The sequence below is a fragment of the Streptomyces sp. R818 genome, from assembly GCF_056172735.1.
Genome location: NZ_JAOCNE010000012.1, coordinates 302,900 through 325,558 on the forward strand (window position 1 = coordinate 302,900; position 22,659 = coordinate 325,558).

A 22,659-nucleotide genomic window follows, 5' to 3' on the forward strand; every position below is an offset into this window, starting at 1 on the left:
CATATGCGGAATGCACTCGTGCGGAACTCGTACGTCAAGCTCTTACGTGGGGCTCACACGTAGGGCAGGGCTCACACGTAGGGCAGGGCTCACACGTAGGGCAGGGCTCATACGTAGGGCAGGGCTCATACGTAGGGCTCAGCGCGGGTCTTCCGGGCTCGCCTCCGCCTCGGCCTGCTTGGCCTGGACCTCCGGGTCGAGGACGTCCTGGGCGCTGGTGCCGTCGACTGAGGTCAGCGGGGCACCGTCAGGGACCTCGGTGGCGGCCGGGGGCTCGACCAGCCAGTCCGGGTTGGCCTGCTTGTCCCACCACTTCCACGCGACGTACGCACCGCCCGCCACGACGGTCAGCACCAGGGCTCCCTTGGCGAAGCGGCCCGCGCGAGAGCGGCGCTCGTGCTTGCGGACGATCTTCTGGATCTCCTTGGGGGAGACCTGTCCGCGCAGCGCGGCGAGGGCGGCGATGCTGCGGGCCGTCGCCTCCTCGGCCACCGGCTGGGCCGACGCCATGGCTTGCTCGATACGGGGCTTCGAGAACTCGGCGGCCTGCCTGGCTGCCTGAAGCGTGCGGGTGGCCGCCTCATGTGCGGCGTGGTCGACCTTCGGCGGGACATGAGTGCGTGCCTGCTCAAGGCGCGGAGCCAGGTGGGCGCCGTACTGGGCGCGCGCCTGCTGCGCGGCCTGCGAGACCTTGGGGCCGAGCACGACGCGCGCTTCGTGCGCGTACTGCGTCGCACGGTCCTTGGCCGTCCCGGCGTAAGGCGCCACCACGTCCGCGGCGTGCAGCACGCTGTCCTTCGCCGAGCCGGTCGCGGCGCGCACGCTGTCGATGCGGGTCACGGGATCCTCCTCCTCGGTGGCGTACAGGTATTTCACCTTTCCACCCTTTTGCGGATCATGCCTGCCAGAAGCTCATTGCGGTGGTAAGGCTTGTAAAGGAGCGGTAGGGGGCCTGGCGACGACAATGCCACGGATCGTGGCGGGGCGCGCCTCTGCGGTTACGAGTAGACCGGTTTTGGGTGGCTGAAACCTCTGGGAGCCGTCTGCGCCGTGGGAGGATCGGCAGGGCACCGAAGACAACGGAAGGCAGATCGTGGCCGAGCAGCTGTACGCCACCCTCAGGACCAACCAGGGCGACATCGAGGTCAGACTCCTGCCGAACCACGCGCCGAAGACGGTGAGGAACTTCGTGGAGCTCGCCAAGGGCGAGCGGGAGTGGACGAATCCGGAGACCGGGGAGAAGTCCACGGCGCCCCTCTACGACGGCACCATCTTCCACCGTGTCCTCAGTGGCTTCATGATCCAGGCCGGCGACCCGCTGGGGAACGGGACGGGCGGCCCCGGCTACCAGTTCGAGGACGAGTTCCACCCCGATCTGGCTTTCACCAAGCCGTATCTCCTCGCCATGGCCAACGCGGGGCCGGGGACGAACGGGTCGCAGTTCTTCATCACCGTCGCCCCGACCGCCTGGCTGACCCGTAAGCACACGATCTTCGGCGAGGTGGCCGACGAGGCCGGCCGGAAGGTCGTGGACAGCATCGCCGCCACCCAGACGAATCCGCGGACCGCCCGTCCGGTGCGGGACGTGGTCATCGAGTCGGTGGTCGTGGAGACCCGCTGACACCTCCCGAGGAGGCCGGTCATGGACCAGGCGCCCGACAGCCCGCAGGACCCGCGGCACCCACGGGGACCGCGGGACCCGCAGGACGCCCATGACCTGCCCGGTTGTTACCGGCATCCGGACCAGCGGACCGGTGTCCGCTGCGTCCGGTGCGAGCGGCCCATCTGTCCCCAGTGCATGATCAGCGCCTCGGTCGGGTTCCAGTGCCCGGAGTGCGTGCGCGAGGGCTCCGGCACCGGGCATCCGCCGGGTGCGAGCCGGCCGCGGACCCTTGCCGGGGGCAGCGTCGCCGCTGACCCACGTCTGGTGACGAAGATCCTCATCGTGATCAACCTGGCCGTGTTCATCGCGGTCCACGTGGACGACTCGCTGCTCGACCGGTTCGTCCTGGTCGGCGCCTGGCCGCCCGCGCCCTTCGCGCCCGACCAGGGTGTCGCGGGCGGGGAGTGGTACCGCCTGGTGACCTCGATGTTCACGCACGACGAGGTGTGGCACATCGGGTTCAACATGCTCGGCCTGTGGTGGCTCGGCGGTCCCCTCGAAGCGGAGCTGGGCCGGGCCCGCTACCTGGCCCTCTACTTCTTGTCCGGCCTGGCCGGCAGCGCCGCCGCGTACGCCTTCGCGGCACCGGGCACCGCCACCCTCGGAGCTTCGGGCGCGATCTGGGGGCTCCTCGGGGCCACCGCTGTTCTGATGCGGCGGCTCAACTACGACATGCGCCCCATCCTCATCCTTCTCGCGCTGAATCTGTTCTTCACGTTCAGGTGGCAGGGCATTTCGTGGCAGGCCCACATCGGCGGTCTGATCGGCGGGCTCCTCGTCGGGTACGCCATGGTCCATGCCCCGCGCGAGCGCCGCATGCTGGTTCAGGTCGGGGCCTGTGCGCTGGTCCTCGTAGCCGTGCTGGGCGTCGTCCTCATCAGGACCGCGCAGCTCACCTGAGCCCGTTTCTTCACTGATGATGACCGCCTCGGAGCGCACGTTGTCCACAGCGTGTACCGGATCTTGTGCATGCTGTGCGGAACGACCGCGCCCCTCGCCTCTGAGCTGGGTTTTCCCAGGAGAGGCAAGGGGCGAACAGGTGAACTAGCGTGACCTGACCGGTCACACCGGCGTCAATCTCCGGAGAGTTATCCACAGATCGTCTGACCTTTTCAACACTGTGGAAAAGCCCTGTGGATAACCCGGTGGACGATGCTGGGGAAAGGTGCGGGGCGAGCCGCTACTTCCACTGCGTGGAGACGCCGAACCCCGCCGCGATGAAGCCGAAGCCCACGACGATGTTCCAGTTGCCGAGGGCGTCGATCGGCAGGGAGCCGTCGGTCACGTAGAAGACCACGATCCAGGCGAGCCCGATGAGGAACATCGCGAGCATCACCGGGGCCACCCAGCCGCGGTTGGTCAGCTTGATGTTGGCTGCCTGCTTCGACGCCGGCGGCGGCGTGTAGTCGGCCTTCTTGCGGATACGTGACTTCGGCACGAGGGTCTCTCCTGTCGATGCGCTGCGTGGCCGCGCAGGGGACGTGGGCTGGCTCCGAGCAGCGTACAAGGGGAAGTTCAAAGGAAACCGAGCGCTCCCCCGGGCGTCCGTTAGCGTAGTGCTTCCGCGGCGTCGAAGGAGATAAGGGTACGTTGAGCAATTCTGCCGACCCCGACAAAGGGCCTGTCAACGCCTTCGGTGCTCCCGATGTCTCCGAAGCTCCCGAAGCGCCCGGTGCTGCCGGCGGTCCCGGCGGCGGAGCCGGGCGTGGGCGGTTCCGTCCCGTACGCCTGCTCACCGTGGGCGTTTTCGCCCTTGCCGGGCTCATCTTTTTCACCAGTTTCAATACGGCCAAGGGCACCAATATCCGTACGGACACGTCCCTTCTGAAACTCTCCGACCTCATCCAGGAGCGCAGCCGCAAGAACAAGGAGCTGGAGGAGGGCAACAGCGGGGTGCGGGACGACGTCGAGTCGCTGGCCGAGCGCGACGACGGGTCGACCAAGGCGGAGGACGAGAAGCTGGACCGCCTGGAGACGGCGTCCGGCACGAAGAAGCTCAAGGGCGAGGCGGTCTCCGTCACGCTCGACGACGCCCCGCCGAACGCGACGGCGAAGCTCCCCGGCTACCCCGAGCCGCAACCGAACGACCTCGTCATCCACCAGCAGGACCTCCAGGCCGTGGTGAACGCGCTGTGGCACGGGGGCGCCGAGGGCATCAAGGTGATGGACCAGCGCCTCATCTCCACCTCCGCCGTCCGCTGCGTGGGCAACACCCTGATCCTCCAGGGGCGGGTCTACTCGCCGCCCTACAAGATCACCGCGGTCGGGGACCCGGAGAAGATGAGGCACGCGGTCGCGGCCTCCCCCGAGATCCAGAACTACATGCTCTACGTCAACGCGTACGGCCTCGGCTGGAAAGTCGAGGACGACGGGGCGGTGACTCTTCCCGCGTACTCGGGCACAGTGGATCTCCACTACGCGAAGCCCGTGCAGTAGAAGCCCGTGGAGTAGCGGGCAGTACCCGGGCAGGGCGGGAGGCCGTCGGTGTCGGTGTCGGTGCGAGTCGTCGTCAGGTCGGTGAGCGAGCTCTGCATCACCGTCGGCGCCGTGATCGTGCTGTTCGTCGTCTACGTGCTGTTCTGGACCGGTGTGAAGGCCGACAGCGCCATGGACCACCAGATCGACGTCCTGCACGATCAATGGGCAGAGCGTCCCGTCGCCACCGCCCCGCCCTCGGGCTCCTCCGCACAGGAGACACCGCCCGAGCCGCCCGCGTACGAGGGCGGCAAACCGTTCGCTGTGATGTACATCCCGCGCCTTGGTTTCACGTGGAACAAGCCGGTGCTCGAGGACACGAAGGTCGGGACCCTGAAGAAAGGGCTCGGTCACTACGCGGGCACCGCGCGGCTCGGGCAGCGGGGAAACTTCGCGGTCGCCGGGCACCGGCGCACCTACGGCGACCCGTTCAAGGATTTCCCCAGGTTGCGGCCGGGAGACGCCGTGGTCCTGACCGACGGGACGACCTGGTTCACGTACCGCATCGACAAGGGTCCCTACCGGACGCTGCCCACCGACGTCGCCGTCGTCGACCCGGTACCGCGCAGGTCGGGGTACACGGCACCGGGCCGCTATCTGACGCTCACCACCTGTGATCCGGAGTGGGGGCACAGCCACCGGCTGGTCGTCTGGGCGCACTTGGACGCCACTCAGGCCGTGGAGGCCGGGAAACCGGAGGCGTTGCGCCGTTAGTCTGGTGGCGTACGGCGACGGCTGAAGCCGTGCGGCGATGGTGTTGAGGGACTGTCGAAGGGGAGCGACCGGCATGTACGGCTGGATCTGGCGGCATCTGCCGGGGAACGCGTGGCTGAGGGCGGCGATCTCACTCGTGCTCGTCCTCGCCGTGGTCTACGTCCTCTTCCAGTACGTGTTCCCGTGGGCCGAGCCGCTGCTGCCCTTCAACGATGTGACGGTGGACGGCCAGTGAGTACGCGAAAGACCCGCATTCTCGTCGTCGACAACTACGACAGCTTCGTCTTCAACCTCGTCCAGTACCTCTACCAGCTGGGCGCCGAGTGCGAGGTGCTGCGCAACGACGAGGTGAGCACGGCGCACGCGCAGGACGGCTTCGACGGCGTCCTGCTCAGCCCCGGCCCCGGCGCCCCCGAGCAGGCCGGTGTCTGCATCGAGATGGTGCGGCACTGCGCGGTGACCGGCGTCCCCGTCTTCGGTGTCTGCCTCGGCATGCAGTCGATGCAGGTGGCGTACGGGGGTGTGGTGGGCCGGGCGCCCGAGCTGCTGCACGGCAAGACCTCGCTCGTGCGCCACGACGGCACGGGCGTCTTCGCGGGGCTGCCCGACCCGTTCACCGCGACCCGGTACCACTCGCTGGCCGCCGAGCCCGGCACCGTACCGGCGGAGTTCGAGGTGACCGCGCGGACCGAGGACGGCATCGTGATGGGGCTGCGCCACCGTGAACTGCCCGTCGAGGGCGTCCAGTTCCACCCGGAGTCCGTCCTGACCGAGCACGGCCACCTGATGCTGGCGAACTGGCTCGCCGAATGCGGTGACAAGGAGGCGGTGGGCCGCTCGGCCGGGCTCGCGCCGGTCGTGGGCAGGGCCTCGGCGTGACCGCGCTGCGCCCCGAGCAGGGCGGCGCCGGCGGGTTCGAGGACGCCGTCAGGGGCCTCGATGACCCCCTGAACGACCCGCTGCCGGGGCAGCATCCGTCGCCCTGGTTCCGGGCGGAGGACGGGCAGCAGCCGACCCCCGCGGAGGCCGGTACGGGCCGCCCGCAGCCCCCCAGCCGGCCCGAGCCGGAACCGGAGTGGTACGACCCCCAGGGGTACGCCCAGGACTGGTACGGCGGGGCCCAGGCCGCGCCGCAGGCGCCCGTACGGGACGACGAGACCGTGGCGCTGCGTACGGCCGACACGCGGCGAATACTGGACCCGCGGCCCGGTCCCGAGGCGGAGGAGCCGGAAGAGCGGGAACGGCCGGAACCGGAGAGCGGAACCGAAAGCAGAACCGAGAGCCCTGTCGCCACCGGTGGCCGCGCCGCCCGCAGGAAGGCCGCCAAGAAGGGCGGTGGCGGAAGACGGCGGGCCGGCGGCGAGACGCAGGAGGCGGCGGCGTCCGCCCAGGACGGTGACGGGAAGCCGCTGTCGCGCGTCGAGGCGAGACGGGCCGCGCGGGCCGCCAAACCGACCGTGGGCGTCCTCGTGAGCCGCGGGCTCGGTGAGCTCTTCATCAGCATCGGCGTCCTGATGCTGCTGTTCGTCACCTACCAGCTGTGGTGGTCGAACATCCGGGCCCACAATCTCGCGGGCAACGCCCGGCACAGCCTCGAGGACGACTGGGCGAACGGCAAGGGCAAGCCGGACTCGTTCGAGCCCGGGCAGGGCTTCGCCATCCTCTACATCCCCAAGCTGGACGTCGTGGTGCCGATCGCGGAGGGCATCAGCAAGACGAAGGTGCTCGACAAGGGCATGGTCGGGCACTACGACAAGGACAGCATCCCCACCGCGATGCCCGAGGCGAAGACCGGCAACTTCGCGCTCGCGGGCCACCGCAACACCCACGGCGAGCCGTTCCGGTACATCAACCGGCTCAAGCCGGGCGACCCCATCGTGGTCGAGACGCAGGACAAGTACTACGTCTACAAGATGGCGAACCTGCTGCCCTCGACGTCGCCGTCGAACACCGCGGTGATCAACCCGATCCCCGCGGAGTCCGGGTTCACCGCGCCGGGCCGCTACATCACCCTGACGACGTGCACTCCGGAATTCACCAGTACGTATCGAATGATCGTCTGGGGCAAGATGGTCGAGGAGCGGCCGCGCAGCAAGGGCAAGCCGGACGCGCTCGTCGGCTAGCCGACGGTGAACAGGGGCATTCCGGCACGGCACAGGGACGGGGCACAGGCAGTGGCAGCGACGACCGACCACGAGGAAGAGGCCGAGACGAAGGCCCCCGCGCCGCCGCCCCGCCGCGGACCGATCGCGCTGGCCGTGAGCTTCTTCGGCGAGCTGCTCATCACCGGCGGTCTGCTGCTCGGCCTGTTCGTCGTCTACTCGCTGTGGTGGACCAACGTGGTGGCCGACCGTGCCGCGCACAAGCAGGGCGACAAGGTCCGCGACCACTGGTCGCAGTCGACCGGTCCCGGTGCCCTGGACACGAAGGACGGCATCGGGTTCCTGCACGTACCGGCGATGGGCAAGGGCGAGGTCCTCGTCGAGAAGGGCACGACGTCCAAGATCCTCAATGACGGCGTCGCCGGGTACTACACGGACCCCGTGAAGGCCGTGCTGCCCACCAGCGGCAGAAAAGGCAACTTCTCCCTGGCCGCGCACCGGGACGGGCACGGCGCCAAGTTCCACAACATCGACAAGATCAAGAAGGGCGACGCGATCGTCTACGAGTCCCGCGACAAGTGGTACGTCTACAAGGTGTACGACATCCTCCCGGAGACCTCGAAGTACAACGTGGACGTCATCGGCCAGATCCCCAAGGAGTCGGGGAAGAAGAAGGCCGGCCACTACATCACGCTGACGACGTGCACGCCGGTCTACACGTCGCGGTACCGGTACGTGGTCTGGGGCGAGCTGGAGCGGGTCGAGAAGGTCGACAGCGACCGGACGCCGCCCAAGGAACTGGGCTGACACCGACGAACGGAGCCCCGCCCCCTCGGAAGGGGGCGGGGCTCCGTCGTGTGCTGCTGCGGTGCCGGGTCAGTCGTCGTTGCCGCGGCCGAAGTTGCCGCCGATGAAGCCGCCGCCGTTGTCGCCGCCGCCGTTGTCACCGCCGCCGTTGTCGCCACCGGCCGGCGGCGTGGTGAACAGGTTGACGGTGTCGCCCTTCTTCACGGTGCTGTTGGCGGCCGGCTGGCTCGCGACGACCGTGGCGTTGTCGTCGGAGGAGCCGGAGACCTGCACCTGCAGCCCCATGCCGGTCAGCTGCTGCTTCGCGTCCTTGAGCTTCTTGCCCCCGAGGTCCCCGGGAATCTGCAGCTGCGCGGGCGCCTTGGCGAACTTCAGCTGGACCGTGGAGCCCGGGTCGGCCGTGGTGCCGGCGGCGAGGTTCTGCTCGAAGACCTTGCCGGCCTCGACGTCGCCGTTCTCCACCTCGGTGCAGCTGGCCTTGAGGTTGCTGGCCTGGAGCTGCGCGGTGGCCTGGTCGCAGGTGAGGTTGCCGCCGGAGACGTTGGGGACCGTGGTCGTCGCCTTCTCCGTGGCGACGGTCAGGGTGATCTCGGTACCCTTCTCGACCTTGTCGTCGCCCTTGGGGTTCTGGTCGATGACCTTGCCCGGAGTCCGCTCGGACTCCTGGGTCTCCTTCTTGATGTTGGTGAAGCCCTTGTCGTTGAGCATCTTCTCGGCCTCGTCGTAGGACAGGCCCTGCACATCGGGGACCGCGACCTTCGGCGCACCCGTCGACATCCGGACGGTGATCGTGTCGCCCTTGGCGACCTGGCCGTCCTTCGGGTCCTGCTCGCAGACCTTCTTGGCGGGCTGGTCCTCACACGGCATGCTGTCGCCGCGCACGACCTTCAGGTCGATGTTCTCGGCCTTCTGCCGGGCGCCCTCGAAGGTCTCGCCGACCAGAAGCGGCACATCGACGTCGCCGTCCCCGCCGCCGTCGCCGCTCATCACGTACTTGCCGATGAGGATCGCGCCGACCAGGACGAGGACGCCCGCGACGACCAGGAGGATCGTCGAGGTGCGGTTCTTGCCCTGCTTGCGCCGGTCGGGCCGGTCGTCGTAGCCGTAGCCGCCGTCGTCCGGGTTGACGGGCGGCAGCATGGAGGTGGGCGCCGCGCCGTTCTGCGGGCGGAGCATCGCCGTCTGCTGGTCGTTCCCGTAGCCGTCGCTCGCGCCGTAGCCGACCGCGCCCATGGCGGCGGTCGCGGCGACGGGCTGGCCGTCGAGGCAGGCCTCGATGTCGGCGCGCATCTCGTCGGCCGACTGATAGCGGTAGTCCGGGTCCTTGGTGAGCGCCTTGAGGACGATCGCGTCCATCTCGGGCGTGATCTCGTTGTCGAAGACGCTGGGCGGCTGCGCCTCTTCGCGTACGTGCTGGTAGGCGACGGCCACCGGGGAGTCGCCGACGAACGGCGGCCGCACGGTGAGCAGCTCGTAGAGCAGGCAGCCCGTCGAGTACAGGTCGGAGCGGGCGTCGACCTGCTCGCCCTTGGCCTGCTCGGGGGAGAGGTACTGGGCGGTGCCGATGACCGCGGCGGTCTGCGTCATCGTCATGCCGGAGTCGCCCATGGCGCGGGCGATGCCGAAGTCCATGACCTTGACCTGGCCGTTGCGGGTCAGCATCACGTTGGCGGGCTTGATGTCGCGGTGGACGATGCCCGCCCGGTGCGAGTACTCCAGGGCCTGGAGGATGCCGATGGTCATCTCCATGGCGCGCTCGGGCAGCAGCTTGCGGCCGCTGTGCAGGAGCTCGCGGAGCGTGGAGCCGTCGACGTACTCCATCACGATGTACGGGATGGAGACCTGGTCGACGTAGTCCTCGCCCGTGTCGTACACCGCCACGATCGCGGGATGGTTGAGCGAGGCGGCCGACTGGGCCTCCCGGCGGAACCGGGCCTGGAACGACGGGTCGCGTGCGAGGTCGGCCCGCAGCGTCTTCACCGCCACCGTGCGCCCCAGCCGGGAGTCATGCGCGAGGTAGACCTCGGCCATGCCACCACGGCCGAGCACGTGGCCCAGCTCGTACCGGCCGCCGAGGCGACGCGGCTCTTCCATGGTTACCTACCAGCCCTCTCCGTCGGTCCCGACCGTCCCGTGCGGGGTCGGGCGGTGTGCTGTCCGGGCATACCGTACCCGGCCTGCCCGACGTGACCTGGCCACCAGGGTGACCCGTGACAGGACCGGTACCGCCACGTGCGTCTCTGTGCGATGCGGGTGACCGGGGTCACAGGGAGGCGGTGGCCTCCCCGGTGGCCCCTGCCGCGCGGGTCACCCCTTGGTGCCGATGACCGCTTCCATCACGCTCTTCGCGATCGGGGCGGCGAGACCGCCACCAGAGATGTCCTGGCGGCTGGCCGCGCTGTCCTCGACGACCACGGCGACGGCGACCGGCGAGCCGGAGTCCGTCTTCGCGTACGAGACGAACCAGGCGTACGGCTTCTCGCTGTTGTCGACGCCGTGCTGGGCGGTACCGGTCTTGCCGCCGACGGTGACGCCGGGGATCTTCGCGTTGGTGCCGGTGCCGTCGTTGACGACCGTCTCCATCATCGACTGGAGCTTCTGCGCGTTCGGCTCGGAGAGCGGCCGGCTCATCTCCTTGGGCTCCGTCTTCTCGATGGTGTCGAGGTTCGGGGCCTTCAGCTCGTCGACCATGTACGGCTGCATGAGCTTGCCGTCGTTCGCGATCGCCGAGGCGACCATGGCCATCTGGAGCGGGGTCGCGGCGGTGTTGTACTGGCCGATGGAGGACAGCGCCGTCTGCGACTGGTTCATGTCGTCGTCGAAGTTCGACGCGTTGGAGCGGACCGGGACGAACTGCTCCTTGTTGAAGCCGAACTTCTCGGCCTCCTCGACCATCGCGTCATTGCCGAGGTCGGAGCCGATCTTGCCGAAGACGGTGTTGCAGGAGACCTTCAGGGCGACCCGCAGCGTCGCGTTCTCGCAGGGGATGTTGCCCTCGTTCTTCAGCGGCGTCTGCGTGCCCGGCATCGTCCACGGCAGCGGCGTCTCGGTCGCCTTGTCCGGGTCGTAGTTGCCGCTCTCCAGCGCCGCCGCGGCCGTGACCAGCTTGAACGTCGAACCCGGCGGGTACGTCTCGCGCAGCGCGCGGTTCAGGAGCGGCTTGTCCTTGTCCTTGTCGAGCTGGCCGAAGGTCTTGCTGTCCTTGGTGGAGTTGCCCGCGAAGACCGAGGGGTCGTACGAGGGCGTGGAGGCCAGCGCGAGGATCTTGCCGGTGGACGGCTCGATGGCGGCGACGGCGCCCTTGCCGCGGGTCTTCAGACCGTCGTACGCGGCCTTCTGCGCCTTGGCGTTGAGGGTGGTCGTGACATTGCCGCCCTCCTTCTTCTTGCCGGTGATCATGTCGAGCGTCTGGCGGAAGAAGAGCCGGTCGTCGTTGCCGGTGAGGATGCCGTCCTCGATCGACTCCAGCTGGGTGGCGCCGACGATCTGCGAGGCGTAACCGGTGACGGGCGACCACATGGGCCCGTCCTTCCAGGTCCGCTTGTACTTGAGGTCGGTGCCGGACGTCGCCTCGGAGCCGGTGATCGGCTTGCCGTCGACGATGATGTCGCCGCGCGGCTGGGCGTAGCGCTCGATGGTCACGCGGCGGTTCTTCTCATTGCTCTGCAACGAGTCGGCCTGGACGTACTGGAGCCAGTTGTCGCGGATCAGGAGCGCGAGGACGAGCAGACCACAGAAGATCGCGATACGGCGCAGGGGCTTGTTCACGGTCGGACCACCTGGGTCATCTCGGCGTCGGGGTTGGAGGCGGGCGCGGGGGCCGGGCGGCGGGCGGTGTCGCTGATCCGGATCAGGATGCCGACGAGCGCCCAGTTCGCGATCACGGACGAGCCGCCGTAGGCGAGGAACGGCATGGTCATACCGGTCAGCGGAATGAGGCCCATGACGCCGCCCGCGACGACGAACACCTGGATCGCGAAGGCGCCGGACAGGCCGACCGCGAGCAGCTTGCCGAACGGGTCGCGCGCGGCGAGGGCGGTGCGCACGCCCCGTTCCACGATCAGCCCGTAGATGAGCAGGACGGCCATGACACCGGCCAGGCCCATCTCCTCGCCGTACGTGGCGAGGATGAAGTCGGAGTTGGCGGCGAAGCCGATCAGGTCGGAGTTGCCCTGGCCGAGCCCGGTGCCAAGGACGCCGCCGGAGCCGAACGCCATCAGCGACTGGGCGATCTGGTCGGACCCCGTGGAGGCGATGACCGAGTCGGAGAACGGGTTCAGCCAGGCGTCGACGCGCTCCTGCACGTGCGGCTCGAAGCTGGCGACGCTGACGGCGCCGACGGCGGACATCAGCAGACCGAAGACGATCCAGCTGGTGCGCTCGGTGGCGACGTACAGCATCACGACGAACATGCCGAAGAACAGCAGCGACGTACCGAGGTCGGTCTCGAAGACGAGGATCAGGATCGACATCGCCCAGACGACGATGATCGGGCCGAGGTCGCGCCCGCGCGGCAGGTACATCCCCATGAAGCGGCGCGAGGCGAGCGCCAGCGCGTCCCGCTTCACCATCAGGTAGCCGGCGAAGAAGATCGCGATGACGATCTTCGCGAACTCACCGGGCTGGATGGAGAAACCACCGATGTGGATCCAGATCTTCGCGCCGAAGATGTTCTGGCCGAGCCCCGGCACCAGCGGCAGCAGCAGCAGGATGATCGCGCCGACCATCGAGATGTACGTGTAGCGCTGCAGGATGCGGTGGTCCTTGAGCAGCATCAGCACGCCGACGAACAGGGCGATGCCGATGGCCGAGTACAGCAGCTGCTTGGGCGCGGACGGGCTGAACGCGCCGTAGGCCAGCTTGCCCAGGCGCTGCAGCCGCTCCGACTGGTCGAGCCGCCAGATGACGACGAGGCCGAGCCCGTTCAGCAGCGTGGCGAGCGGCAGCAGCAGCGGGTCCGCGTACGCCGCGAACTTGCGTACGACGATGTGGGCCACGCCCGCGAGCAGGCCGAGGCCGAGTCCGTACCCGAGCAGACCGGCGGGGAGCTCCCCGTCGATGGCCAGGCCGACATTGGCGTACGCGAAGACGGGGATGACCACGGCGAACGCGAGGAGCGCCAGCTCGGTGTTGCGCCGGCTGGGCGCGCCGATCGCGCCGATGGTCGACGTATGGGTCGTGGAACTACTACTCATGGCGTGCTGTGGCCCCCAAGGCTTCTACTGCTGCGCGCACGCCTTGGCCAGCTGCTGCTCTTCCTCGGAAAGAGTGGGGCCAGGGGTGGGCGTGGGTGACGGTGACTTCGCCTTGCCGGACGGCGAACGGGACGGGTCGGGCGAGCTGGACGGATTCGACGGGGTCGGCGGCGCCGTCTCCTTCTGGAAGGACGCCTTGGAGGCGGCATTGGTGCCGCCCGTGGTCCCGCCGGCTTCGCCCTCGCCGGTCTTCGCGTTGTTCTGGTTCTGCGCGGCCTGCTCCCGCTCGGCCTGCTTCTTGCACGCGCCGGCCTGCGCGGACAGCTCGTCGATCTTCTCCTGCGCGGCCGCCAGGTCACCTTCGGCGATCGTCGCCTCGACCTGCTTCTTCTGGTACGGCGGCAGGTACTTGAGCTCGACCTCCGGATGGTCCTTCTCCACCTTGGACAGGCTCACCCAGGCGAGGTCCTGGTTGATGCCGCGGTAGAGCGCCACGTGGTCGTCGTTCGAGCCGACGAAGTACTGCGTCTGGGTCCAGCGGTAACCGCCGTACAGACCGCCGCCGATGACGGCGAGCGCGAGCACGGTGTAGAGGGATCTCTTGACCCACCTGCGACCGCGGCGCGGCTTGACGAAGTCCTCGTCCGCGTACGCGCCGAAGCCCCCCTCGGGCGCGTAGCCGTCGGTGTCGCCGCTGCCGGGCGGGCCGAACTCGCCGCCGCCCTGGCCGTGGGCCGGGCGCCCGAGGCTGGAGGCGCGCCCCGCCGGGGTCTCCATGGCGCCGCTGTCCTGCAACTGGTGCTGGTTCTCGGCGACCGCGCCGACGACCACGGGGGCGTCGGACATCTGGCCCGCGAGGGTGTCGCCGCTGTCGATGTCGAGGACGTCGGCGACGATCACCGTCACGTTGTCCGGGCCACCGCCGCGCAGGGCGAGCTGGATCAGGTCCTGGACGGTCTCCTGCGGGCCCTGGTAGCTGGCGAGGGTCTCCTCCATCGTCTGGTGGGAGACGACGCCGGACAGGCCGTCGGAGCAGATCAGATAGCGGTCGCCGGCCCGCACCTCACGGATGGAGAGGTCCGGTTCGACGTGGTCGCCACTGCCGAGCGCGCGCATGAGCAGCGAGCGCTGCGGGTGCGTGGTGGCTTCCTCCTCGGTGATGCGGCCCTCGTCGACGAGGCGCTGCACCCACGTGTGGTCCTGCGTGATCTGCGTGAGGACTCCGTCGCGCAGCAGGTACGCGCGCGAGTCGCCGACGTGGACGAGACCGAGGCGCTGGCCGGTCCAGAGCAGGGCGGTCAGGGTGGTCCCCATGCCCTCGAGCTGGGGGTCCTCCTCGACCATCATGCGGAGCTGGTCGTTGGCGCGCTGCACGGCGGTGCCGAGCGACGTCAGGATGTCCGAGCCCGGCACGTCGTCGTCGAGCGCGACGATCGTCGAGATCACCTCGGACGAGGCCACCTCACCAGCGGCCTGGCCGCCCATGCCGTCGGCGATCGCGAGCAGCCGGGGACCGGCGTAGCCCGAGTCCTCGTTGCCCTCGCGGATCATGCCCTTGTGCGATCCGGCGGCGAAGCGCAGTGACAAGCTCATGCGCACCTGCCCCGTCGGTTCCGACTCCGGGTACATCCGCACGGTGCCCACCCTCCGGTCGGGAGCGGGCCGCTGTCCTGTTCGTGGACCGCCGCGCCGGCTCGCTCGCTCCGCTCGCGCTCATTCATGATGCAGCACTACTTCCGCAGCTCGATGACGGTCTTGCCGATGCGGATCGGTGCGCCCAGCGGGACCGGTGTGGGGGTCGTGAGACGGGTCCGGTCCAGGTACGTGCCGTTGGTGGACCCGAGGTCCTCGACGATCCACTGGCCGTCCCGGTCCGGATAGATCCTGGCGTGCCTGCTGGAGGCGTAGTCGTCGTCGAGGACGATCGTGCTGTCGTGTGCGCGGCCGAGCGTGATCGTCTGCCCCTGCAGCGCCACCGTCGTACCCGTGAGGGTGCCTTCGGAGACGACCAGCTTGGTGGGCGCGCCACGGCGCTGCCGGCCGCCGCCCTGCTGCTGGCGCTGGGGCGCCGGCGGCGTGGCGGCCTGCCGGGCCGTCTGCTGGGGACGCGTGGTGTCACGGCGCGCTCCGCGCTGGGTGACACGCGTCCCGAACAGGTCGCTGCGGATGACCTGGACGGCCACGATCACGAACAGCCACAGAACGGCCAGGAAACCCAGCCGCATGACCGTCAGGGTCAGCTCTGACATTGCCCCCGCTTCACCCTTCGGCTTGCCGATAAACGATGGTGGTTTGGCCCACGACGATCCGCGAGCCGTCGCGGAGCGTAGCGCGGGTGGTGTGCTGCCCGTCCACCACGATGCCGTTGGTGGACCCGAGATCCTGGATCGTCGAGGGCGTTCCGGTCCGGATCTCGCAGTGCCGGCGCGAGACGCCGGGGTCGTCAATCCGTACGTCTGCTTCGGTGGAACGGCCGAGAACGAGCGTCGGCCGGGAGATCTGGTGGCGGGTGCCGTTGATCTCGATCCAGTGCCGCACGCGCGTGCCGGGCATCGCGCCCGCGGCGGGGCGCTGCGGCGCGGCGGAGGGCTGGTGCGCCGGTGCCGCGGCCGGCCGCCCGGGCGGCGGCGCGGCGGGCATCGGCGGCGCGGCGGTCGCAGCCGCCTGCGGGTAGCTGTAGCCGCCGGGCGCCTGGTTCGGCCTGGGCGCGGTGGGGCGGTCGGGCCGGTCCTGACTGGTGGACGAGGCGAGCGTGCGGCTGCGTACCCGGTACAGACCCGTGTCCAGGTCCTCCGCCTTCTCCAGGTGCACCTTGATGGGGCCCATGAAGGAGTAGCGCTGCTGCTTCGCGTAGTCACGCACCATGCCGGACAGTTCGTCGCCGAGCTGTCCCGAGTAGGGGCTGAGGCGCTCGTAGTCCGGCGCGCTCAGCTCCACGATGAAGTCGTTGGGGACGACCGTCCGCTCACGGTTCCAGATCGTCGCGTTGTTGTCGCACTCGCGTTGCAGCGCACCCGCGATCTCGACGGGCTGCACCTCGGACTTGAAGACTTTGGCGAAGGTGCCGTTGACCAGACCCTCGAGCCGCTGCTCGAACTTCTTCAGGACTCCCATGGGGCACCTCCTCCTTCGTAGCGCTGCCTTCTTGCGTACTGCCTCGGTACTGCTTACTGATCGTATCCACGCGCCGGGAAATCGGCTGGTTCCCCCTGCCAGCCCGGCCGATGAGTGTCGACGCTCACAGCCTGCTCCGACAGCCCTTCTACGGAGGATCGTAGAGGGGGCCTCGGGACAGTGTCCCGTACGCGGCTGTGGAGACGGCGGGGTACGGACGAGCCGGGCCCGGATGGGCGGGGGCGGGGCCGTGCGCGGGGCGGGTTCCGTGCTGCGTTTCGGTGCGGTTCCGTGCCGGTTCGGTGGGATGTTCCGGGGTGGGGCCGTGCTGCGTTTCGGTGCGGTTCCGTGCCAGGTTCGGTACAAGGTCGGTGCGGTGGACGGGCCGGGGCCGGTGCGCGGTGCGCCCGAGGTCCCGGCGCGGTACGCACTGTCAGGTGCCCGCCAGGGGGGCGGGGAAACGGATGTGAATCCACCCTCCGCAGCGTGCTAATCTTCTGGATGTCGGAAGGCGCTCACCCCGCAAGGGAGAGACCGGAAGACGCACCCAATGCGCGGGTGGCGGAATAGGCAGACGCGCTGGATTCAGGTTCCAGTGCCCGAAAGGGCGTGGGGGTTCAACTCCCCCCTCGCGCACAGCGAAAAGCCCCGCAGATCTTCGGATCTGCGGGGCTTTTGCTTTGCCCTGCGCCCTACGCGCGCGTGCACGCGGGCGGGGCGCCCTGTGGCGTATGTCACCTGCGGGCCGAAGTCAGGCGGCGAGGCGGGAAGCCAGCTCCTTGCCCTTGGCCTCGGCGGACTCGAGCGCCGCGGCGCGGGAGGTCTCGTAGAGCGGGAGCAGCTCGGACATGGCCGGGTTGACCGGGGCCATCGTCAGCTCGGGAACGATGAACTCCAGGTCCATGCCGAGCGCGTCCCGCAGAACGGCCTCCAGGTAGTTCTGCACGTACTCCATGCCCGCGCGCGGGGTGCCCGGCGCGTAGGAGCCGCCGCGGCTGGCTACGACGGTGACGGGCTTGCCCTGCGCGGACGGCGTCTCCGTACCCGCGGTGCGTCCCATCAGGATGATGTTGTCCAGCCACGCCTTGAGCGTCGACGGGATCGTGAAGTTGTACATCGGGGCGCCGATGACGACGGCGTCCGCCTGCTCCAGCTCCTCGATGAGCCGCACGCGCGCGGTGAAGGCGGCGCTCTGCTCGGGCGTGTGCGTGGCCGGGTCGGCGAAGCCGGCGCTGTGGGAGTCGGCGGTGATGTGCGGCACCGGCTCCGCGCCGAGATCGCGGTAGATGACCGTGCCTTCCGGGTGCTGCTCCTGCCATGCCTTGCGGAACGCCTCCGTGACGGCGCGCGAGGCGGAGGCGGAACCGGTGAAGACGGACGAGTCGATGTGCAGCAGCGTGGCCATGGGGTGCCTCCATTGGGGCTCTGGTCGAGCGGGGCTCTGGTGAAGCGGCGCCCTGGTGGTGCGGCGCCCTAGTGGTGCGGCGCTTTGGTGGTGCGGCGCCCTGGTGGAGCGGTGCAGTTCAGTACGTCACTAGTAATAGCACAGGTACTTACTTTTTCTCACCCCCATACGTGAGCGCAGTACCCTGGACCCATGGCGGACATCGGGGAAGAGACGAACGGGGCGGGCGCGGGCGCCTCCCACGAACCCCAGGGCTGCACCGGGGTCGACGTCGGGATGACGCGCGTCTTCGGGCTGCTCGGGAAGCGGTGGACCGGGCTGATCGTGTCCGTCCTGATGCAGGGCCCGGTGTACTTCGCCGACCTGCGCCGGGCCATCCCCGGGATCAGCGAGCGCATGCTCTCCGACCGGCTCACCGAGCTGGGCGCGGCCGGTCTCGTCGTACGCCAGGTCGACGAGGGGCCGCCGCTGCGCGTCTCGTACCGGCTGACGACGGCGGGCTCGGCGCTGCAGCCGTCGCTGTCCGAGCTGGGGACGTGGGCGGAGAAGTATCTGGCGGCCGAGGGCGGGACGTGTCCGGCGGAGTTCCGGACCTGAGCGCTTGCCGCGGGGTTTTCCACAGCAAGTTGGTTGTCCACAGGCTCTGACGAGGTTCTCCGGGCGGCGGTACGGTCGTGGCCGGATTCGAAGACGTGGACGTTGACGTAGACGTCGACGGTAGGCGTGGCGTGGACGTCGACGGCAGGCGTGGGCGGACGCGGTCCCGTACGGGGTTGGTCGCGTGCGGGTGGGCGTCGGGGAGGTGGCTGGCATGACGGTGGTGCGGCGCGGTGGTGCGGCTCGGGCGGTGCGTCGGTTGCCGCGGGTGGCCGGATTCGCGGGGCGGGCCGAGCGCGGAGCGGACGGTTTCAAGGAGCCGGAGGAGTCGCCGAAGGCGGCCGGCAAGGCGCTGCGGCAGCGGGTGCCGAGGTCCTCGCACGCCGGGTTCGAGGTGAGCGCGGACCGGCCGGACGCGGTGCGGGCCGTCGAGGAGTCCAACCGGGGCCGGATCGCCGCGCTCACGCCGATGCGCGTGGGGCGGATGACCGCGTCGCCCTTCGCCTTCCTGCGGGGCTCCGCCGGGCTGATGGCGCACGACCTGGTGCACACCCCGCTGACCGGCATCGGCGCCCAGATATGCGGCGACGCGCACGCCGGGAACTTCGGGCTGTACGGGGACGCGCGCGGCGGCCTCGTCATCGACCTCAACGACTTCGACGAGACCGTGCACGGGCCCTGGGAGTGGGACGTCAAGCGGCTCGCCGCCTCGCTCGTCCTCGCCGGACGGGAGGCGGGCGCCGACGAGGACGTGTGCCGCACGGCCGCCCACGACGCGGTCGGCTCCTACCGGCGCACCATGCGGCTGCTCGCCAAGCTGCCCGCCCTCGACGCCTGGAACGCCATCGCGGACGAACGGCTCGTCTCGCACGCCGGCGCGCAGGACCTGGTCGGCGCCCTGCGGCGGATCTCCGAGAAGGCCCGGCACAACACCAGTGGGCGCTTCGCCGCCAGGTCCACGGAGGCGGACGAGGAGGGCGGGCACCGGTTCGTCGACGCGCCGCCCGTGCTGCGCCGCATACCCGACGCCGAGGCGGAGGCGGTCGCGGCCTCGCTCGGCGGATACCTGGAGACCGTGTCGCCGGACCGGCTGCCGCTGCTCGCGCGGTATGCCGTCCACGACGTGGCGTTCCGCGTCGTCGGCACGGGGAGTGTGGGGACCCGGTCGTATGTGGTGCTCCTCCTGGACCACCGGGGTGAGCCGCTCGTGCTGCAGGTGAAGGAGGCGCGGCCGTCCGCGCTGCTCCCGCATCTGCCGGCGGTCGGGTTCAAACCGGCCGCCGTCGAGCACGAGGGGCGGCGCGTGGTGCTCGGGCAGAAGCGGATGCAGGTGGTCAGCGACATCCTGCTCGGCTGGACCACGGTGGACGGGCGTCCTTTCCAGGTGCGGCAGTTCAGGAACCGCAAGGGCAGCGTCGACCCGGCCGAACTCGCCGCCGACCAGATCGACGACTACGCCCGCATGACCGGCGCCCTCCTGGCCCGCGCCCACGCCCACAGCGCCGACCCGCGCCGGATCGCCGGGTACTGCGGCAAGAACGAGCAACTGGACGAGGCGATGGCGTCCTTCGCCGTGACCTACGCGGACCGGACCGAGGCGGATCACGCGGAGCTTGTGCGGGGGGTTCGGGGTGGGCGGGTCGCGGCGGAGAGCGGGGTTTGATTTTTGGGGGGTGTGAGTTTGAGGGGGTGTGAGTTTGAGGGGCTGGCGGGGCCGGGGTTGTTGCGGGGTGCGGCTGTTTCTGGGTGCCGGGGCGGGCGGGGTGAGCGTGGGGTGTCCCGCCGTGAACGGGTGCCGGAGCGGGTGGGGTGAGCGTGGGCTGTCCCGCCGTGAACGGGCTGCGGTGAGCGTAGGGCGTGGGCCTCGTAGGGCCGTGCCCTAGGCTGGGTGGGTGATGAGCTCGGAGAGCGATGTGGCGGAGCAACCGGAGGAGCAGGCCCGGGAGAGGCCCGAGGAGCGCCTCGAGCGAGCGGTGCGCGCCGCCGAGCAGGCCCTGATCGAGTTCGAGATCGCGGTGGAGACGTTCCGGGTCGAGGTCGAGAACTTCTCGCGCCTCCACCACCAGAAGCTCGGGCCGATGTACACGCGGCTCGACGAGCTGGAGGCGCTGATCGCGGAAGCCACGGCGGCGCGAACCGGCGACCCCGAGGACGCGCGCAAGGCCGATGAGGCACGGGCGCGGGTCATGCCGATGCCCGGCGTCGAGGAGCTCTTCCACGGGTGGATGGACGGGGACGGGCTGTTCCCCGAGGCCACCGCGATGCTGACCGGGCAGTCGGTGCGGCCCCCGCAGCGGGTGCGGCCCAGCGACGAGGCCCGCAAGCTTTACCGCGAGCTGGTGCGCCAGGCCCACCCGGACCTGGCCCAGGACGAGAAGGAGCGGGGCCGACGGGACGAGTTCATCGCGCGGGTGAACGCGGCGTACGGGCGCGGTGACGTGGCCCTGCTGGGCGAGCTGGCCGAGGAATGGGCGGCGGGCCCGGTGCCGCCCGAGAGGGAGCCGACGCCGAGCGAAGAGCTGTACGCCCGCCTGGAGTGGCTGGCCCAGCGCAAGGAGCTGCTGGCCACGGTGGCGCGGGAGCTGGAGGAGAGCGCGATCGGCGCGATGCTCCGGATGGCGCCGGAGGACCCCGACGCGCTGCTCGACGAGATCGCCGAGCAACTGCTCGCGCAGGTCGCGGAGCGCGAGGCCGAGCTGGACCGGTTGACCACCACTTCTTGAGGCGTCGGCCGGGTGGGAGCGAGTCGCTGATGTCCGCCGGGTGGGCGTGACCGGCTGTCTTCTCAGGGCATCGGGCGGGCGGCTGCGGCTGCGGTTGTGGCGGTGACTGGTCGCCGGGTGCGGCGTCGGCGGGATGGCGGCTGGCTGCCTCCCGGAGGTGGTGCTCAAGTGGGTGCGGCTGGTGCGCGGGCCCGGGCCCGGGTGCCCTGGCCGGTCGGGTAGCGTCGGGTGCATGGTTTTTGGTTCTGGGGTGCCCACCGTCGGTGTCGACGAGCTCAAGGCGGAGGACTTCCTCCTCGACGTCCGTGAGGACGACGAGTGGCAGGCAGGTCACGCCGCGGGCGCGCTGCACATCCCGATGAGCGATTTCGTCGCGCGCTACGGCGAGCTGACCGAGGCGGCGCCGCAGGACGGAAGGGTCCACGTGCTGTGCCGGGTCGGCGGACGCTCCGCCCAGGTGACGCAGTACCTGGTGCAGCAGGGCGTCGACGCGGTGAACGTGGACGGTGGCATGCAGGCGTGGGAGGCGGCCGGCCGCCCCGTCGTGGACGACAACGGGCAGCCGGGCTCGGTCGTCTGACCCCTCAGCCCAGGGGGTGGGCCGCGAGGAGGTCGCCGAGTGCCTCCTCGTGGGCGGCGGCGGGCCCGAGCGCGAGCTCCAGCTGCTTGGCCCAGGCGTGGTAGCGGTGCAGCGGATAGTCCGTGTCCGCGCCGAAGCCGCCGTGCAGGTGCTGCGCGGTCTGCACGATGCGCCGTACGCCGTCCGACGCCCAGGTCTTGGCGACCGCCACGTCCCCCGCGAGCGGCAATTGGCCCGGGGCGCCGCTGCTCAGCCGCCAGGCCGCCTGCCACAGAGTGACCTCCATCGCCCGCAGGTCGATGTAACGGTCGGCGGCCTGCACGGCGACGGCCTGGAACGTGGCGATCGGATGCCCGAACTGCTCGCGCTTGCTTGCGTAGTCGCTGGTCATGGCCAGGACGCGTTCACCGAGGCCCAAGGCGAGCGCGCACGTGCCGGTGGTCAGCAAAGAGTGCAGCAGGGGCCATGCGGCGGGGTCCTCGATGACTTCGTGGGAGGCGGTACGGGCGCCTTCGAGGCGGAGTTCGGCCAGGCGCTCGCCGGTCGTCGAGAACTGCTCGGCGAGGCTGCGGCCCGCGACGTCGGCGGCCGGTCCCGGCAGCAGCGCGAGCACGGTGGTGCCCTCGGCGGTGTGGGCGGGGACGACGATCCGGTCCGCGTTCCACGCCCAGGGGACGGCCGTCTGCATCCCGTCGAGCACCCAGCCGTCGCCGCCGTCCGCGTCCGGCGCGCGGCGGGCGGTGACCGCGAGGTCGGCCCCGTCGTGGCCGGTGCGTCCGGCCGAGGCGACGGTCAGCACGGTCTCGCCGCGCCCCGCGCCGGGCAGTAGCTCCCGCCGCAACTCCGGCCCCCCGTGCGCCTGTACGGTCGCGGCGGCCGCGCTGTGCTCCAGCAGCGGCACCCGGCCCAGGACCTTCCCCGCCTCACGCAGGACGAGGCAGAGCGCGATGGCGTCGAGACCCGCGCCGCCGAACTCCGGCGCGATCAACAGGCTCAGCAGGTCGGCCTCGGCCGCCTTGGTCCACAGGGCACGGTCGAAGTCGTCGGCCACGGCACCGGAGGTGAGCGCGGGACTGGGCACCGCGTCGGGCACGACCGGCGCGAACACCGCCCGCGCCGCCTCGACGGCCGCCTGCTGTTCCTCGGAGAAGGTGAAGTCCACCGGGCTGTCCTCCCGTTCCGCACGACACCGCGCGCGACACCGATCTGACGGGGCGTCAGGGTAGGACGAGTTCGAGGAGAAGGGAACAGGAGGAGACGGGCACAGGAGGAGGCGGGAACAGG

General features: G+C 70.1%; 22 protein-coding genes and 1 tRNA gene. 13 read left to right on the forward strand and 10 right to left on the reverse strand.

All coding sequences use genetic code 11. From position 1 onward, the window contains the following. Positions 1 to 138 precede the first annotated feature (138 nt). Positions 139 to 840: a DUF5324 family protein gene (locus tag N5I75_RS27805; RefSeq protein WP_476682343.1), complete on the reverse strand. Its 702-nt coding sequence runs from the start codon at positions 838 to 840 to the stop codon at positions 139 to 141. 253 nt (positions 841 to 1,093) lie between these two features. Here N5I75_RS27805 and N5I75_RS27810 point away from each other — a divergent pair, with 253 nt between their 5' ends. Both N5I75_RS27810 and N5I75_RS27815 read left to right on the forward strand, forming a co-directional pair. Continuing rightward, entirely contained in the window at positions 1,094 to 1,621 is a 528-nt protein-coding gene (locus tag N5I75_RS27810; protein ID WP_476681754.1) for a peptidylprolyl isomerase, read from the forward strand. Between the two features lie 21 nt (positions 1,622 to 1,642). Next, positions 1,643 to 2,563, forward strand: a complete 921-nt coding sequence (locus N5I75_RS27815) for a rhomboid family intramembrane serine protease (RefSeq protein WP_476681756.1) — start codon at positions 1,643 to 1,645, stop codon at positions 2,561 to 2,563. A gap of 280 nt (positions 2,564 to 2,843) precedes the next feature. Here the strand turns inward: N5I75_RS27815 and crgA are convergent, their stop codons facing one another. After that, positions 2,844 to 3,101, reverse strand: a complete 258-nt coding sequence (gene crgA / locus N5I75_RS27820; protein ID WP_356489939.1) for a cell division protein CrgA — start codon at positions 3,099 to 3,101, stop codon at positions 2,844 to 2,846. A 299-nt stretch (positions 3,102 to 3,400) separates the two neighbouring features. Here crgA and N5I75_RS27825 point away from each other — a divergent pair, with 299 nt between their 5' ends. The 6 genes from N5I75_RS27825 (at position 3,401) to N5I75_RS27850 (ending at position 7,761) form a co-directional block, all read left to right on the forward strand. Further along, complete coding sequence (locus tag N5I75_RS27825; RefSeq protein WP_476681759.1) at positions 3,401 to 4,099, forward strand: DUF881 domain-containing protein; 699 nt, start codon at positions 3,401 to 3,403, stop codon at positions 4,097 to 4,099. 54 nt (positions 4,100 to 4,153) lie between these two features. Then, a complete protein-coding gene (locus N5I75_RS27830; RefSeq protein WP_476682345.1) occupies positions 4,154 to 4,852 on the forward strand; it encodes a class E sortase in 699 nt (232 codons plus the stop codon). 73 nt (positions 4,853 to 4,925) lie between these two features. Continuing rightward, a complete protein-coding gene (locus tag N5I75_RS27835) occupies positions 4,926 to 5,087 on the forward strand; it encodes a hypothetical protein (protein WP_361079357.1) in 162 nt (53 codons plus the stop codon). Continuing rightward, positions 5,084 to 5,731: an aminodeoxychorismate/anthranilate synthase component II gene (locus N5I75_RS27840; protein WP_476681761.1), complete on the forward strand. Its 648-nt coding sequence runs from the start codon at positions 5,084 to 5,086 to the stop codon at positions 5,729 to 5,731. Before N5I75_RS27835 ends, N5I75_RS27840 begins: the two co-directional genes overlap by 4 nt. After that, the gene (locus N5I75_RS27845; protein ID WP_476681763.1) at positions 5,728 to 6,975 is read left to right on the forward strand and encodes a class E sortase; all 1,248 of its coding nucleotides are present in this window, start codon (positions 5,728 to 5,730) and stop codon (positions 6,973 to 6,975) included. The genes N5I75_RS27840 and N5I75_RS27845 overlap by 4 nt, the downstream gene beginning before the upstream one ends. 51 nt (positions 6,976 to 7,026) lie before the next feature. Then, the gene (locus N5I75_RS27850; protein WP_476681765.1) at positions 7,027 to 7,761 is read left to right on the forward strand and encodes a class E sortase; all 735 of its coding nucleotides are present in this window, start codon (positions 7,027 to 7,029) and stop codon (positions 7,759 to 7,761) included. Between the two features lie 69 nt (positions 7,762 to 7,830). Here the strand turns inward: N5I75_RS27850 and pknB are convergent, their stop codons facing one another. From pknB to N5I75_RS27880, 6 genes are all read right to left on the reverse strand, one after another. After that, positions 7,831 to 9,855, reverse strand: a complete 2,025-nt coding sequence (gene pknB, locus N5I75_RS27855; RefSeq protein ID WP_476681766.1) for a Stk1 family PASTA domain-containing Ser/Thr kinase — start codon at positions 9,853 to 9,855, stop codon at positions 7,831 to 7,833. Between the two features lie 213 nt (positions 9,856 to 10,068). Beyond that, positions 10,069 to 11,529 carry a peptidoglycan D,D-transpeptidase FtsI family protein gene (locus N5I75_RS27860; RefSeq protein ID WP_476681768.1) on the reverse strand — a complete coding sequence of 487 codons (1,461 nt, stop codon included), beginning with the start codon at positions 11,527 to 11,529 and terminating at the stop codon, positions 10,069 to 10,071. Beyond that, positions 11,526 to 12,956 (reverse strand): FtsW/RodA/SpoVE family cell cycle protein, encoded by a 1,431-nt coding sequence (locus N5I75_RS27865; RefSeq protein ID WP_476681770.1) that lies wholly within the window; start codon positions 12,954 to 12,956, stop codon positions 11,526 to 11,528. Before N5I75_RS27865 ends, N5I75_RS27860 begins: the two co-directional genes overlap by 4 nt. Positions 12,957 to 12,980: 24 nt before the next feature. Beyond that, positions 12,981 to 14,549, reverse strand: coding sequence for a Stp1/IreP family PP2C-type Ser/Thr phosphatase (locus N5I75_RS27870; protein ID WP_476681772.1), 1,569 nt, complete (start codon positions 14,547 to 14,549; stop codon positions 12,981 to 12,983). A gap of 137 nt (positions 14,550 to 14,686) precedes the next feature. Then, positions 14,687 to 15,205, reverse strand: coding sequence for an FHA domain-containing protein FhaB/FipA (locus tag N5I75_RS27875; protein WP_476681774.1), 519 nt, complete (start codon positions 15,203 to 15,205; stop codon positions 14,687 to 14,689). A gap of 10 nt (positions 15,206 to 15,215) precedes the next feature. Beyond that, entirely contained in the window at positions 15,216 to 16,070 is an 855-nt protein-coding gene (locus N5I75_RS27880) for an FhaA domain-containing protein (protein WP_476681776.1), read from the reverse strand. Between the two features lie 552 nt (positions 16,071 to 16,622). Here N5I75_RS27880 and N5I75_RS27885 point away from each other — a divergent pair. Next, positions 16,623 to 16,706, forward strand: a tRNA-Leu gene (locus N5I75_RS27885). 115 nt (positions 16,707 to 16,821) lie between these two features. Here the strand turns inward: N5I75_RS27885 and N5I75_RS27890 are convergent. Continuing rightward, on the reverse strand, positions 16,822 to 17,475 hold the full coding sequence (locus N5I75_RS27890; RefSeq protein WP_476681778.1) for an FMN-dependent NADH-azoreductase: 654 nt from the start codon (positions 17,473 to 17,475) through the stop codon (positions 16,822 to 16,824). A 276-nt stretch (positions 17,476 to 17,751) separates the two neighbouring features. Between N5I75_RS27890 and N5I75_RS27895 the strand changes: the two genes are divergently transcribed. The 4 genes from N5I75_RS27895 (at position 17,752) to N5I75_RS27910 (ending at position 21,375) form a co-directional block, all read left to right on the forward strand. Continuing rightward, complete coding sequence (locus N5I75_RS27895) at positions 17,752 to 18,072, forward strand: winged helix-turn-helix transcriptional regulator (protein WP_476682347.1); 321 nt, start codon at positions 17,752 to 17,754, stop codon at positions 18,070 to 18,072. 214 nt (positions 18,073 to 18,286) lie between these two features. Beyond that, positions 18,287 to 19,735, forward strand: a complete 1,449-nt coding sequence (locus tag N5I75_RS27900) for a DUF2252 domain-containing protein (RefSeq protein WP_476681780.1) — start codon at positions 18,287 to 18,289, stop codon at positions 19,733 to 19,735. Positions 19,736 to 19,967: 232 nt separating this feature from the next. Beyond that, entirely contained in the window at positions 19,968 to 20,795 is an 828-nt protein-coding gene (locus N5I75_RS27905; RefSeq protein WP_476681782.1) for a J domain-containing protein, read from the forward strand. A gap of 232 nt (positions 20,796 to 21,027) precedes the next feature. Next, positions 21,028 to 21,375 (forward strand): rhodanese-like domain-containing protein, encoded by a 348-nt coding sequence (locus N5I75_RS27910; protein WP_476681784.1) that lies wholly within the window; start codon positions 21,028 to 21,030, stop codon positions 21,373 to 21,375. 4 nt (positions 21,376 to 21,379) lie between these two features. On the opposite strand, the gene N5I75_RS27915 is transcribed toward N5I75_RS27910, so the two are convergent. Further along, positions 21,380 to 22,537, reverse strand: coding sequence for an acyl-CoA dehydrogenase family protein (locus tag N5I75_RS27915; protein WP_476681786.1), 1,158 nt, complete (start codon positions 22,535 to 22,537; stop codon positions 21,380 to 21,382). Positions 22,538 to 22,659 lie beyond the last annotated feature (122 nt).

Coding starts and splice junctions, on each gene's coding strand:
- N5I75_RS27875 (WP_476681774.1), bottom strand. CDS start 15,205: ATGTCAGAGCTGACCCTGACGGTCATGCGGCTGGGTTTCCTGGCCGTT.
- N5I75_RS27835 (WP_361079357.1), top strand. CDS start 4,926: ATGTACGGCTGGATCTGGCGGCATCTGCCGGGGAACGCGTGGCTGAGG.
- N5I75_RS27880 (WP_476681776.1), bottom strand. CDS start 16,070: ATGGGAGTCCTGAAGAAGTTCGAGCAGCGGCTCGAGGGTCTGGTCAAC.
- N5I75_RS27890 (WP_476681778.1), bottom strand. CDS start 17,475: ATGGCCACGCTGCTGCACATCGACTCGTCCGTCTTCACCGGTTCCGCC.
- N5I75_RS27815 (WP_476681756.1), top strand. CDS start 1,643: ATGGACCAGGCGCCCGACAGCCCGCAGGACCCGCGGCACCCACGGGGA.
- N5I75_RS27900 (WP_476681780.1), top strand. CDS start 18,287: ATGACGGTGGTGCGGCGCGGTGGTGCGGCTCGGGCGGTGCGTCGGTTG.
- N5I75_RS27910 (WP_476681784.1), top strand. CDS start 21,028: ATGGTTTTTGGTTCTGGGGTGCCCACCGTCGGTGTCGACGAGCTCAAG.
- N5I75_RS27865 (WP_476681770.1), bottom strand. CDS start 12,956: ATGAGTAGTAGTTCCACGACCCATACGTCGACCATCGGCGCGATCGGC.
- N5I75_RS27870 (WP_476681772.1), bottom strand. CDS start 14,549: ATGAGCTTGTCACTGCGCTTCGCCGCCGGATCGCACAAGGGCATGATC.
- N5I75_RS27895 (WP_476682347.1), top strand. CDS start 17,752: ATGACGCGCGTCTTCGGGCTGCTCGGGAAGCGGTGGACCGGGCTGATC.
- pknB (WP_476681766.1), bottom strand. CDS start 9,855: ATGGAAGAGCCGCGTCGCCTCGGCGGCCGGTACGAGCTGGGCCACGTG.
- N5I75_RS27905 (WP_476681782.1), top strand. CDS start 19,968: ATGAGCTCGGAGAGCGATGTGGCGGAGCAACCGGAGGAGCAGGCCCGG.